This is a genomic window from Streptomyces sp. NPDC005533 (genome assembly GCF_042871845.1).
Classification (GTDB): domain Bacteria; phylum Actinomycetota; class Actinomycetes; order Streptomycetales; family Streptomycetaceae; genus Streptomyces.
The window spans coordinates 20,880-32,980 of the sequence record NZ_JBIAJH010000056.1 but is presented as its reverse complement, the minus strand read 5'-3'; the positions used below and the strand labels follow the sequence as shown (position 1 = coordinate 32,980).

The window sequence follows — 12,101 nt, the reverse complement described above, 5'->3', positions numbered from 1 at the left end:
GCGGGGTAGTCCTTGGGCGCGACCAGCGAGGCGGCGGGCGAGCCGAGGACGTACGGGAAGGTGGCGTCCGAGGTGTTCAGGTGGAAGACGACCGTAAGGGCGTCCGGGGTCTCGATCTTGTCGAGACTGCCGAAGAGGTCCTTCGGACCGACCTTGGAGCCGATCGTCTTGATCCGGTCGAGGGAGTACTTGACCGCCTTGGCGTCGAGCGGCTCGCCGTTGGAGAACTTCAGGCCCTTGCGCAGGGTGCACCGGTAGGCCTGGCTCGCCCCGTCCGTGAACTCGCAGTTCTGGGCGGCGTCGGGCTGGGGCTTGGTGGAGCCCGTGGGGAACGCCAGCAGGGTCTGGTAGACGTTCCGGTACAGCTCATGGGAGCCGTCCCACGCGGCGGCGGGATCGAGGGTGCTCGGTGCGCTCGTGGTGCCGACGACGATCTTCTTGACGTCGTCGTCGTTGTCCTCCGACAGCAGGCCGCATCCGGCGAGCAGGGATATGGACGCAAGGGCCGCAGTGATCTGCAGGCATCTGGTCCGGTTGAACACTTGCACGCTCCTCGATCAGCCAGGGGTGCGGCAGACCCTACCGCAGTGCCCCACGAATCCAATGGGGTGGTTTCGTGGGGCACTTGACCGGTTACGTGCATATTCAGTACGCATTTACCTCCCTTTCGGAGGCAAATGTGTCCGGTTATCGGTCAGTGCACACCAGCATTGAGGAACATCCCACCATCGACGACCAGAGTTTGGCCCGTGATCCATTCCGCTTGTGCAGATGTAAGAAACGCCGCGGCGCCTCCGATGTCCTCCGGGAGCCCCAGCCGGCCGAGCGGATAGGCCGCCGCGGCCTCCTGCTCCCGGCCCTCGTAGAGCGCCTGCGCGAACTTGGTCCTGACCACCGCGGGGGCGATCGCGTTGACCCGGACACCCGGTGCCATCTCGTGGGCGAGCTGGAGGGTGAGGTTGACCATGGCGGCCTTGCTCATCCCGTACGCGCCGATGAAGGGCGAGGCGGAGACGCCGGCGATGGAGGCGATGTTCACGATCGCCCCGCCGTTGTCCTTCTGCCAGGCGTGCCAGGTCCGCTGGGCGAAGCCCAGCGCCGAGATCACATTGGTCTCGAAGACCTTGCGGGCGACCCCGAGGTCCAGGTCCGCGATCGGCCCGAAGACCGGATTGGTGCCCGCGTTGTTCACCAGGAAGTCGACGCGGCCGAAGGCCTCCATCGTGCGCTCGACGGCGATGGCCTGGTGGGCCTCGTCGTGCGCCTTGCCGGCGACCCCGATCACCCGGTCCGCCCCGAGCCGCTCGACGGCCTCCTTCAGCGCGTCCTCGTTGCGTCCGGTGATGCAGACCCGGTCGCCGCGGGCGACCAGTGCCTCGGCGATGCCGTAGCCGATGCCCCGGCTCGCCCCGGTGATCAGCGCGACCTTGCCGCTGTCGATACCGTCGTACGTCATGACGTGCGCCTGCCTCTCGTGATCTCTTCGCCGGTCAGTTGAGCGGGCCGCCGGCGACGTACATGACCTGACCGGAGACGAAGCCGGCGGCCTCGCCCGTGAAGAAGGCGATGGCGTTGGCGATGTCGTCCGGGCGGCCGACGCGCTGGACGGGGATCTGGGTGGCGGCGGCCGCCTGGAAGTCCTCGAAGCCCATGCCGACGCGGGCCGCCGTCTGGGCTGTCATCTCGGTGACGATGAAACCGGGGGCGACGGCGTTGGCGGTGACGCCGAACTTGCCGAGCTCGATGGCCAGGGTCTTGGTGAAGCCCTGCAGACCGGCCTTGGCGGCGGAGTAGTTGGCCTGGCCGCGGTTGCCGAGCGCCGAGCTGCTGGAGAGGTTCACGATGCGGCCGAACTTGGCCTCCACCATGTACTTCTGACAGGCCTTCGACATCAGGAAGGCGCCGCGCAGGTGCACGTTCATGACCGTGTCCCAGTCGGTCTCGCTCATCTTGAAGAGCAGGTTGTCGCGCAGCACGCCGGCGTTGTTGACCAGGATGGTCGGGGCGCCGAGCTCGTCGGCGACGCGCGCGACGGCGGCCTCCACCTGCGCGGCGTCGGAGACGTCGCAGCCGACCGCCAGGGCCCTGCCGCCGGCCGCCGTGATCACCTCCACGGTCTCCTTGCAGGCCGCCTCGTCGAGGTCGAGTACGGCGACGGCCCGGCCCTCGGCGGCCAGGCGTACGGCGGTGGCCGCGCCGATGCCCCGGGCCGCCCCGGTCACGATCGCGACGCGCTGCTCGGTGGTGGACATGCTGGATCTCCTCGCCCTTGAGAGACGGCCGCCCTGAGGTGAGCAACCGCTTAGTAGCTTCAGCTGAGGAGACGCTAGGAGCCCTGGCACCCGGTGTCAACGGCGACGGGTCCGGCCCCGCCGGTGTTCGAGGCGCGCGGGCTCGGGGCGGAGCCCCCGCGACGGCGCCGCACCCGAACGCCGCGCACCCGCACCCGCGCCCGCCGATGTCGGCGTCGGCGCCGACGTCGGCGTCAGCGGACCAAGAGGTCCAGCAACCGCTCCACCTCGGCGGCCGGATCGGCCGTGAGGCCGGTGTGCACCGGCCCCGGCTGCACCACCGTGCTCCGCGGGGCGATCAGCCACCGGAAGCGCCGGCCGGCGTCGTCACCGGCCGCCTGCCCGGCGGACGCCCCACCCGCGCACACGCCCTCGACCCCGTGCAGCGCGGCCCGTACCCCGGCCACGTCCGCCCCCGGATCCAGCGCGAGGAGCTTCGCCTCGTCGAGGTGGGTGCGCGCGGCGACGTAGGCGTGCGCCCGGCAGTAGACGATCACGCCGGCGTTGAAGCACTCGCCCCGTTCCATCCGGGGCACCACACGCACCAGCGCGTATTCGAACACGTCCCGCTTGGTCACTCGTCGTCGCTCTTCTTCTTGTGGGGCAGGGGGGCGAGGCGTTCGGCCAGCCAGCCCGGCGGACCGGACCGCTGCTTGACCTCGGCCTCCATGGTGATCCTCTCGTGGATCGTGGCCGCGCGCGGCAGCAACGCCTCCACGTAGGCGCGGCGCAGCGCGTTGGTGGAGTCGAAGCCCGGCTCGTCGACCAGCCACTCGTCGGGGACGTCGGCCGTGACCTCCGTCAGCAGTTCCTCGGTCACGAGCGGCGCGAGGGCGGCGGCCGCCGCCCCGATGTCCGGGCCCACGGGGGCCAGTACGTGGTCGGAGGCGTTGTAGGGCTTGGCGGCCGCGGCCCCGGCGGTGGGCCAGTTGTGGTGCCAGATCATGGTGGCGCCGTGGTCGATGAGCCAGAGGTCCCCGTGCCAGACGAGCATGTTCGGGTTGCGCCAGGAGCGGTCGACGTTGTTGATGAGGGCGTCGAACCAGACCACGCGCCCCGCCTCCACGGGGTCCACCTGGTAGGCGAGCGGGTCGAAGCCGATCGAGCCGGGCAGGTAGTCCATGCCCAGGTTGAGCCCGCCGCTGGCCTTGAGCAGCTCCTGGACCTCCTGGTCGGGCTCGCCGAGCCCGATGACGGGGTCGAGCTGCATCTGGACCAGCCTCGGGACGCGCAGTCCCAGCCGCTGGGCCAGGCGGCCGCAGACGACCTCGGCGACCAGGGTCTTGCGGCCCTGGCCGGCTCCGGTGAATTTCATGACGTAGGTACCGAGGTCGTCGGCCTCGACGATCCCCGGGAGCGAGCCGCCCTCACGCAGGGGCGTGACGTAACGGGTCGCGATCACTTCGGACAGCATCCGCCCAGGTTACGGGGGTCAGGGAGCGGGAGCCCACTGATTGAGGAGCTCTTCGGCCGTGGTGATGGACGCCACCAGGGCGAGGGAGTTGCGGATCACCTCGGCGGTGCAGGAGGCGGGCACCCCGGCGATGGCGTCGGCGGGGACCACGACCTGGTAGCCGAGGTTCACGGCGTCGAAGACGGTGTTCGGGATCGCGATGTTCGAGGAGACCCCGGTGACGACGAGGGTGCGGACGCCGAGGTTGCGCAGCAGGGCGTCGAGGTCGGTGCCGGCCATCGGGGAGAGCCCGTGCAGCCGGCGGACCACCAGGTCCTGCCCGGCGACGGCGATGGGGGCGGCGACCTCCACGGCCCGGCTCCCGGTGAGCTGGCGCACGGGCAGTCTCCCGGCGGCCCGGAACAGCCGGGCGTTGGTGTTCGCCCCGAGCCCGTCGGGCCGCCGCTCGGCGACGGCGTGCAGCACCTGTACGCCGGCCCCGCGCGCGGCGTCGACCAGCGCGGCCACCCGCTCCAGCATCCCCGAGTCCCGGGCCTCCTTGGCGAGCTCGGGCAGCGCGCTCTCCTCGCCCACGACACCGTTCTGGCACTCGACGGTGAGCAGCGCGGTGGTGGCGGGATCGAGATCCGGCATGGCTCCCCCTGGCGTGGCGACGGAAGAGCCCTCATGATTCCTGACACACAGTCAGATGTGAAGGGGTGCAGGACGGATGGACGAGTCACGAACCGGAACCTCGCAGCGGCGCGGCCGGCGCATCATGATGAGCGACGCGGAAGTGGACTCCTTCCTGCGCGAGCAGAAGACCTGCCGGGTCGCGACGGTCTCCCCCGGCGGGCGTCCGCACGTGGGCGCCCTGTGGTTCGCCTGGGACGGCAGCTCGCTGTGGCTGTACTCGATCACACGCAGCCGCCGCTGGTCCGACCTGCGCGAGGACCCGCGGATCTCGGTGGTCGTGGACTCGGGCGAGTCCTACGACGAACTGCGCGGGGTGGAGCTGTCCGGCAGCGCCGTCTTCGTGGGCGAGGCCCCGCGCACCGGCGAGCCCTGTCCCGAACTGGCGGAGGCCGAGCGGATCTTCCCGGTCAAGAACTTCGGCATCGAGGAGATGCCGCACGACGGCCGGCACGCCTGGATCCGCCTGACCCCCGACTCGATCGTCTCCTGGGACTTCCGCAAGCTCTGAGCCCTGCCCGGGCGAACGGCCGGGCGGACGGCCAAGTGGACGGCCGGGCGGGCGAGTCGGCGGACTACCGGAGTCCGTCGGCCGCCTGCCGCAGGGCGTCGACCGCGGCGCGGATCGACGGCCTCCGGTCGGCGTCCGCGCGCCAGACGGCGTACACGTGGCGGCGTACGGCGTCGCAGACCGGCAGCAGCCGCACCCCCGGCGGCACGGGGCCCCGGCCCAGCTTCGGCGCCACGCACACGCCGAGTCCGGCCTCCACGAAGGCCAGCTGCGTGTGGTGCTCCTCGGCGATGTGGGCGATGCGCGGCTCGACGCCCGTACCGCGCAGGGTGAAGACCAGCCACTCGTGGCAGAACTGCCCCTCGTTCCAGGAGATCCAGTCGTCGTCGGCGAAGTCGGCGAGCGAGATCCTGCTCTTGTCGGCCAGCGGGTGACCGGCCGGGACCGCGATGTCGACGGAGTCGTCCAGCAGGTGGATCCGGGTGAGTTCGGCGGGGACCGGCATCCGCTTGTTGTGCCAGTCGATGGCCAGTGCCAGGTCGAGGTCGCCGCGCACGACGGCGGCCATGCTCTCCTCGGGCTCCTGCTCGCGCACCCGGGCCCGCACGTCCGGATGTCCGGCGCGCAGCGCGGACAGGGCCTGCGGCAGCAGCCCGCGCATGGCGGTCGGGAAGGCGCCGATCCGCAGCTCGCCGACGGCGCATCCGCGCTGCGCCTCGACGTCGGCCTGGGCGAGCTCCACCTGGGAGATGATCCGGGCCGCGTGATCGGCGAGGAGCCGCCCGGCGTCGGTGAGCCGGACCCCGCGCCCGTTCCTGGCCAGCAGCGGCTGTCCGACCTCGCGCTCCAGCTTGGCCATCTGCTGGGAGACGGCGGAGGTGGTGACGTGGAGGCCGTCGGCTGCGCCGCTGACCGAGCCGTGGCGGGCGAGGGCGTCGAGGGTGCGCAGGCGCTCCAGGTTCAACATGTAAGTGATGCTACGTCGTCGACTGGAGAAACTCTCGCTTGTCCTACGAAGTTGACACGAGCAGAGTAAGGGTCATGAGCGCACCGACCGCCCCGCGGCCCACCCTCTCCACCACCGCCATCCCGACGAACACCGCCACCCCGCCGAACACCGCCGCCGGCCGGCGCGCCGGGCTCCTCGACTGGCGGGTCCGGTTCACGATCCTCTCGGTCGTCTGGGGCTTCAGCTTCCTCCTGATCAAGGTGGGCACGCAGGCGTACCCGCCCTTCCAGGTCGCCCTGGGCCGGGTCCTGTTCGGCGCGCTCGCCCTCCTCGCCGTCCTGCTGGTCCGCCGCGAGAAGCTGCCCCGGGGGCTGCGCACCTGGGGCCACCTCGGCGTGGCCGCGCTGCTGCTCAACACGGCCCCGTTCTCCCTGTTCGCGTACGCGGAGCTGAGCATCCCCTCCACCCTGGCCGGCATCTGCAACGCGACCTCCCCGCTGTGGGGCATGGCGCTGTCCATGGTCGCCCTGTCCGAGGACCGGCCCACGCGCCGCCGTTTCGCCGGCCTGGGCCTGGGCTTCCTCGGCGTCCTCATCGTCCTCGGCGCCTGGCAGGGCTTCTCCGGCGTCGACGCCCGGGGCACCGCGCTCGCCCTGCTGGCGGCCCTCTGCTATCCCATCGGCTGGATCTACGTCCGCCGCACGCTGGCCGGCACCCCCGGCTCCCCGGTGGCCCTGACCGGCGGCCAGCTCATGGTCTCCACCCTCCAGCTCTCGCTGGTCAGCGCCCTCTTCACGACGGCGCCGAGCTCGTTCCCGCTCTGGCCGACCGTCTCGGTGATCGCCCTGGGCGCCCTCGGCACGGGCATGGCCCTGCAGATGCAGTACCGCCTGGTGACGGAGGTCGGCCCGACCACCGCCCAGATGGTCACCTACTTCATCCCGGTCATCGCCACCGCGGCGGGCGTCCTGGTCCTCGGCGAGCAGCTGCACTGGAACACCCCGGTCGGCGCCGCGATCGTCCTGGCCGGAGCCGCCCTCAGCCAGACCCGCCCCGGCGCGCGGAAGCCCGCCTGACCGGTGTTGATGTCCGGGCGATCATCACACCGCCCGGAGGCATCTCTTGAACGTGGCCGTCGTCCTGCTGACCCTCGGACCCCTCCTGATCGCCGCGGGCGGCTGGGTCGCGCTGAACGTCCGCGGCGCCGCCGCCGCGCTGGAGCGGTGGGCGGCCGCCAACGCCGAACTCCGCATGCACGCCCGCGGGGATCTCGGCCCGGCGCCGCGGGTCGCCTCGGCCGTGTTCTACCGCTACCTGGGCTCGGTGAACGCGCTGTGCGGAGTCCTCCTGACCCTGGGCGGCCTGGTCGAACTCGCCTGACGCCGGCCCGCCCGGTCCACCTCCTCCAGTCCTGTCGGCAGGACCGCCGGAGGGCCGCGGCGGCCCCGGGCCACGGCTCGGCCGCCGGCCGTACGGTCAGTCGTTCCGCCCGCCCGCGACGCCCGTCCGGACCGCCGCGGCCACGGCGTCCGCCAGACCCGGCACCTCCGAGAGCGCCAGCTGCGACACCGTCAGCCGCACGCCCGGTCCCGCCTCGACCCGGAAGATCGCCCCGGGCGCCACCGCCCATCCCGCGGCGAGCAGCCTCGTGACCGCCACGGTCTCGGCGGCAACCGGCACCCACACGTTCAGCCCGCTGCGCCCGTGCGCCCGCACGCCCCGCTCCCGCAGGGCCTCGACCAGGGCGTCGCGCCGCTCCCCGTAGGCGCGGGCCACGGCGGCCCGGTCCACGGCGTCGGAGGTCCACAGCTCCACCACCGCGTGCTGGAGCAGCCGGCTCACCCAGCCGGGGCCCAGCCGCTGGCGGCCCCGCACGCGGTCCAGGGTCACCGCGTCGCCCGTCAGCACGGCGAGCCGCAGGTCGGGTCCGTAGGCCTTCGCCGTGGACCGGATCAGCGCCCAGTGCCCGGTCACCCCGCTCAGCGGGTGCAGCGGCAGGTCGACGATCCCGTGGCCGTGGTCGTCCTCGATCAGCAGCACCCCGGGGTGGCGCGCCAGCAGTGCGCGCAGCTCCCCCGCCCGTTCCGCGCTGATCGCGGCGCCGGTCGGGTTCTGCGCGCGCGAGGTCACCACCAGCGCCCGGGCCCCGGCGGCGAGCGCCCGGGCCACCGCCTCGGCACGCGGCCCGTCGTCGTCCACCGCCACCGGCAGCACCCGCAGGCCCAGGGCCGGGACCAGGTCGAGCGAACCTCCCCAGCCCGGGTCCTCGACCGCCACCGCGTCCCCCGGCCGCAGGTGGGCGACCAGCACCCGTTCCATCGCGTCCAGTGCTCCCGAGGTCACCGCCACCGGGCCGGGCGGTACGGCGTCCGCGTCCAAGTCCGCCCGGGCGAGCCGGGCCAGGTCCGGCGCGACCGGGTCCGCGCCGTAGAGGGAGGGGGTCTGCGCGTACCGCCGGGCCGCCGCCGCCAGCGCCCCGTCCAGGGCGGGCAGCAGCGCCACGTCCGGATTGCCCTGCGCGATGTCGCGCACGCCCGGCGGCACCACCATCCGCAGGGCGTCCCGCGGGGTGGTGGAGGGGCGCGGCCGCACCCGGCTTCCGCGCCGCCCGTCGGTTTCGATGACCCCGCGTTCGCGCAGGGTCCTGTAGGCGGCCGCCACGGTGTTGGGGTTGACGCCCAGTTCGCCCGCAAGCTCCCGCATCGGCGGCAGCAGCGATCCGGGCGGCAGCGCGCCCGATGCCACGCCCGCCTCGACGCTGGCCGCGATATCCGCTGCGCCCCGCCCTGTGATCCGATACTCTACTAGCACAAACCCAAGTATGCACTAGTGCAATGGAGTCGGCATCATGACCGCCACGCCCGCCACGGACACGACGACCGAGCGCACCGGGACGACCGGCGCGTACGAGCCCACCGACCGCACGGTCCCCACCCGATCCCGTGACCGGGCGCGCTACGACCGCGAGACGGTGCACTCGATACTCGACGAGGCCTACATCTGCCACCTCGGCTTCGTGCGGGACGGCGCGCCGGTGGTCCTGCCCACGCTGTTCGCCCGGGTCGGCGAATCGATCTACGTCCACGGCTCGACCGGCTCCCGCCCGCTGCTCGCGGCCGGCAAGGCCGATCCGGGCCTGGCGGTCTGCGTGACCGTGACGCACGTCGACGGTCTCGTGCTGGCCCGCTCGGCCTTCCACCACTCGCTCAACTACCGCTCGGTGGTCGTGCACGGCACCGCGTACCAGGTCACGGACGAGGCCGAGTGCCGGATGGCCCTGGACGCCCTGGTCGACTCCGCCGTCCCCGGCCGCTCCGCCGACATCCGGCCCGCCAACGCCCGGGAACTCGCCGCCACGGCGGTGGTCCGGGTGGACCTGACCGAGGTGTCCGCGAAGCTGCGCACGGGCCCGAGCAGCGACGACGCCGAGGACCTGGACCTGCCCTACTGGGCGGGCGTGGTCCCGGTCGCCCCCGTGTTCGGGACCCCGGTGCCCGCCGCGGACCTGGCCCCCGGCATCGCCGTCCCGGACTACCTCACCGCGCTCTGAGGACTGCGCCGGACGGCGGCGGGCACGGCCGCCCCCGCCGGACGGCGCGATTCCGCCACGATCAGGGCACCCACGGCCGTCAGCAGCAGTACGGTGCCCAGCACGACGGCGGCGGTGAGCCGCTCCCCGAGGAGCAGGACGGCGATCACGGCCGCGCTCACCGGCTCGATCAGCATGATCACCGACACGGTGGCGGCCCGTACCGCCCCGGCTCCCGTGAAGTAGAGGGCGTACGCCAGCGCCGTCGGCACCGTGGCCACGTACACCAGCAGCCAGAGCACCCGCCCGATGTCGGCGGTGTGCGGCAGCAGGCCCTCCGCCGCCGCGAGCGGGAGCAGGCACACCGTGCCCACCGCGACCGACCAGGCGGTGGTCACCAGCGGGTCCCCGCCCGCGCCGCGCTGACCGAGCCACCGCGCCCGAAGGGTCATCCCCGCGTAACCGGCGGCCGACAGCAGCGCCCAGCCGACGCCGAGCGGCCGCACCTCACCGCCCCCGCTGCCCAGCACCAGTACGGCCAGCCCCGCCAGCGCGCCGAGGACGGCGGCCACGCCGCCGCGGCCGAGGCGTTCGCCCATCCAGGAGCGGGCCCCGAGCGCGATGATCACCGGCCCGGCGCCGAGCGTGACCACGGTGCCCACCGCGAGGCCGGTCTCGCGCACGGCGGCGAAGTACGCGGCCTGGAAGACGGTGAACAACAGGCCGGTGGCGATCAGCGAAGCCACCGAGGGCCGCGCCCGCCCCGGGCCCGGCCGGGACCGCCGTACGGCGAGCACCCCCAGCAGCACCACGAGCCCGCCCGCGCACCGCCAGAACGACAGGGCGAGCGGGCCGAGGTCACTGGCCAGGAAGAGGAGGGAGGCGGCCGCCCCGGCGGTGCCCCAGGCGGCTCCGGCGACGACGAGGTACAGCAGACTGCGCCCGGCAGCGGGCGAATGGTTCGACACGAAACTCTCCGCGCTTGCGTGAAGGATGAAAGAAGCAGGTCATCGCTTCGCAGGCAGCACGTACCCGCCCGGGAACTCCCCGGGCCGGGTCAGATCGTCGAGGTGCCGCCCGCGCTAGGCGGCAGGAGGCGGAAGCACGGTCGAATGCATGATCGCCACCCTAGGCCGTCGTCGTCTCGCGGTCCAGCAGGGCCGGACCGCCCACGACGGGAGGTACGGGCGGGACCGGCGGGGCCGGCCGCGAGGACTGGGCGATGAAGGCGCCGCCCAGCACCAGGCCGCCGCCGACGATCTGCCAGGTCGAGAGGTACTCGCCGAGCAGGACCCAGGCCAGCACGGTGGCGACGACCGCCTCCAGGAAGGCCACCACGCCCGCGACCTGCGGCGAGAGCCTGCGCACCGAGACCACGCCGGTCAGGTATGCGAAGACGGTCGCGACCAGCACGACCCAGGCGAGCAGCACGGGCGCGGGCACCAGCGTGCCGCCCACGGAGGCCTCGCCGCCCAGCACCTGCCAGTCGATCTCCCACGGCCGGGCGATCACGGTCATGACCAGGGCGCCGACGAGCATGCCGTACGCGATCACCCCGAGCGGGTCGGGGGCGTCGTCGCCGTCGGCGCCCTGGTCGGCGAAGACGAAGTAGAAGGCCTGGCAGCAGGCCGCGGCGAGGCCGAAGAGCACGCCGAGGGGGTCCAGGCTCAGCCCGGACCAGATCTCGACCACGCAGGCCAGGCCGACGACGGCCACGGCCGCGCCCGCGGCGGCGCCCCGCGTCACGGGCTTGCGCTGGACGAAGCGGACGTAGCCGAGCAGCAGCGCGGGACCCAGGTACTCCAGCAGCAGGGCCACGCCCACCGGGATCCGGGAGAGGGAGGCGAAGTAGAAGGCCTGCACGCCCGCGACGGCGACCAGCCCGAAGCCGGCGAGCAGCAAGGGCCTGCGCAGGACGAGGTCACGGTGGCGCCAGGCCAGCGGGGACAGCACGAGCGCCGCCCCGGCCACCCTGAGCCAGACCATGTGGAGGGGGTCCAGACCCGCCTCGATCAGCGGCTTCGCCGCCACTCCGGAACCACCGAACGCGAACGCCGAGACGAGGGCGAGACCCAGTCCGGCATTTTTCCCTGACGCTTGCATCCGGTCATCATGACAGGGCTGGTCAGTACCGTCACGGCCGTGACACCTGTTGAGACGCACTCGATACCGCGGCCCGTCGACCCCCACCGTTTCTGACAGGTCGTCAGTATTGAATGTTCCGGCCGCCGGGGCTACGTTCCGCCGCACGTACCCGACGAGAAGGGGTGGTCGCATGGCCGAAGTCACCGCGGAATCACGCATCGAGGCGTCCGCCGCGAAGCTCTGGTCCCAGCTCACGGACTGGGACGCGTACGGCCAGTGGAGCATGACCCACACGAACTTCCCGAAGGGCGGACCGGAGACCCTCTCCGTCGGGTCCACCTTCGCCGAGAACATGAAGATGATGGGCTTCCCGGCCGAGGTCGTCTGGAGCATCTCGGAGCTGGAGGACGAGCGCCTCTTCGCCATCACCGGCAAGGGGCCGATGGGCGTGGCCGTCCTCACCCGGTACACCCTGATCCCGGACGGCGAGGCCACCACGGTCCGCATCGACGGCGAGTTCACCGGGGCCGCCGTCTCGCTGATGGCGGGCAAGCTCAAGGACTCGGCCACCGCCGCGCTGAACGAGTCGCTGCGCAAGCTGGCCGCACTGGTGGCCTGACCGGCCGCCGCCCACCCCCTCCACACGACGG

15 protein-coding genes are annotated in these 12,101 nt (G+C 72.8%); 5 read left to right on the top strand and 10 right to left on the bottom strand.

Going from position 1 to position 12,101, the window contains the following annotated elements:
• The 6 genes from ACFYP3_RS33390 to ACFYP3_RS33365 form a co-directional block, all read right to left on the bottom strand.
• Positions 1 to 548: ABC transporter substrate-binding protein (locus tag ACFYP3_RS33390; RefSeq protein WP_388840979.1), on the bottom strand; the 548-nt coding region annotated here is incomplete at its 3' end.
• A gap of 146 nt (positions 549 to 694) precedes the next feature.
• The gene (locus tag ACFYP3_RS33385) at positions 695 to 1,456 is read right to left on the bottom strand and encodes an SDR family oxidoreductase (protein ID WP_388840976.1); all 762 of its coding nucleotides are present in this window, start codon (positions 1,454 to 1,456) and stop codon (positions 695 to 697) included.
• A gap of 34 nt (positions 1,457 to 1,490) precedes the next feature.
• Positions 1,491 to 2,252, bottom strand: a complete 762-nt coding sequence (gene fabG / locus ACFYP3_RS33380; RefSeq protein WP_388840974.1) for a 3-oxoacyl-ACP reductase FabG — start codon at positions 2,250 to 2,252, stop codon at positions 1,491 to 1,493.
• A 233-nt stretch (positions 2,253 to 2,485) separates the two neighbouring features.
• On the bottom strand, positions 2,486 to 2,869 hold the full coding sequence (locus ACFYP3_RS33375; RefSeq protein ID WP_362807117.1) for a DUF3037 domain-containing protein: 384 nt from the start codon (positions 2,867 to 2,869) through the stop codon (positions 2,486 to 2,488).
• Entirely contained in the window at positions 2,866 to 3,705 is an 840-nt protein-coding gene (locus ACFYP3_RS33370; RefSeq protein ID WP_388840971.1) for a HipA family kinase, read from the bottom strand. The genes ACFYP3_RS33375 and ACFYP3_RS33370 overlap by 4 nt, the downstream gene beginning before the upstream one ends.
• 18 nt (positions 3,706 to 3,723) lie before the next feature.
• Entirely contained in the window at positions 3,724 to 4,338 is a 615-nt protein-coding gene (locus tag ACFYP3_RS33365; protein WP_388840968.1) for a cysteine hydrolase, read from the bottom strand.
• Positions 4,339 to 4,414: 76 nt separating this feature from the next.
• Between ACFYP3_RS33365 and ACFYP3_RS33360 the strand changes: the two genes are divergently transcribed.
• The gene (locus tag ACFYP3_RS33360; protein ID WP_388840965.1) at positions 4,415 to 4,888 is read left to right on the top strand and encodes a pyridoxamine 5'-phosphate oxidase family protein; all 474 of its coding nucleotides are present in this window, start codon (positions 4,415 to 4,417) and stop codon (positions 4,886 to 4,888) included.
• 64 nt (positions 4,889 to 4,952) lie between these two features.
• Here the strand turns inward: ACFYP3_RS33360 and ACFYP3_RS33355 are convergent, their stop codons facing one another.
• Entirely contained in the window at positions 4,953 to 5,855 is a 903-nt protein-coding gene (locus ACFYP3_RS33355; RefSeq protein ID WP_388840962.1) for a LysR family transcriptional regulator, read from the bottom strand.
• 74 nt (positions 5,856 to 5,929) lie between these two features.
• Between ACFYP3_RS33355 and ACFYP3_RS33350 the strand changes: the two genes are divergently transcribed.
• Together ACFYP3_RS33350 and ACFYP3_RS33345 are read left to right on the top strand one after the other, a co-directional pair.
• Positions 5,930 to 6,913: a DMT family transporter gene (locus tag ACFYP3_RS33350; protein ID WP_388840959.1), complete on the top strand. Its 984-nt coding sequence runs from the start codon at positions 5,930 to 5,932 to the stop codon at positions 6,911 to 6,913.
• Between the two features lie 46 nt (positions 6,914 to 6,959).
• Positions 6,960 to 7,217: a hypothetical protein gene (locus ACFYP3_RS33345; RefSeq protein WP_388840957.1), complete on the top strand. Its 258-nt coding sequence runs from the start codon at positions 6,960 to 6,962 to the stop codon at positions 7,215 to 7,217.
• A 96-nt stretch (positions 7,218 to 7,313) separates the two neighbouring features.
• Here ACFYP3_RS33345 and ACFYP3_RS33340 read toward each other — a convergent pair whose 3' ends face one another.
• Positions 7,314 to 8,648: an aminotransferase class I/II-fold pyridoxal phosphate-dependent enzyme gene (locus ACFYP3_RS33340; protein ID WP_388840955.1), complete on the bottom strand. Its 1,335-nt coding sequence runs from the start codon at positions 8,646 to 8,648 to the stop codon at positions 7,314 to 7,316.
• Positions 8,649 to 8,685: 37 nt separating this feature from the next.
• Between ACFYP3_RS33340 and ACFYP3_RS33335 the strand changes: the two genes are divergently transcribed.
• Positions 8,686 to 9,387, top strand: a complete 702-nt coding sequence (locus ACFYP3_RS33335) for a pyridoxamine 5'-phosphate oxidase family protein (protein ID WP_388840952.1) — start codon at positions 8,686 to 8,688, stop codon at positions 9,385 to 9,387.
• Here the strand turns inward: ACFYP3_RS33335 and ACFYP3_RS33330 are convergent.
• Positions 9,369 to 10,334 (bottom strand): DMT family transporter, encoded by a 966-nt coding sequence (locus ACFYP3_RS33330; protein ID WP_388840949.1) that lies wholly within the window; start codon positions 10,332 to 10,334, stop codon positions 9,369 to 9,371. The genes ACFYP3_RS33335 and ACFYP3_RS33330 overlap by 19 nt on opposite strands.
• Before the next feature lie 160 nt (positions 10,335 to 10,494).
• A complete protein-coding gene (locus tag ACFYP3_RS33325; RefSeq protein WP_388840946.1) occupies positions 10,495 to 11,469 on the bottom strand; it encodes a DMT family transporter in 975 nt (324 codons plus the stop codon).
• 172 nt (positions 11,470 to 11,641) lie between these two features.
• Between ACFYP3_RS33325 and ACFYP3_RS33320 the strand changes: the two genes are divergently transcribed.
• A complete protein-coding gene (locus ACFYP3_RS33320) occupies positions 11,642 to 12,070 on the top strand; it encodes an SRPBCC family protein (protein ID WP_388840944.1) in 429 nt (142 codons plus the stop codon).
• The last annotated feature ends 31 nt before the right edge of the window (positions 12,071 to 12,101 follow it).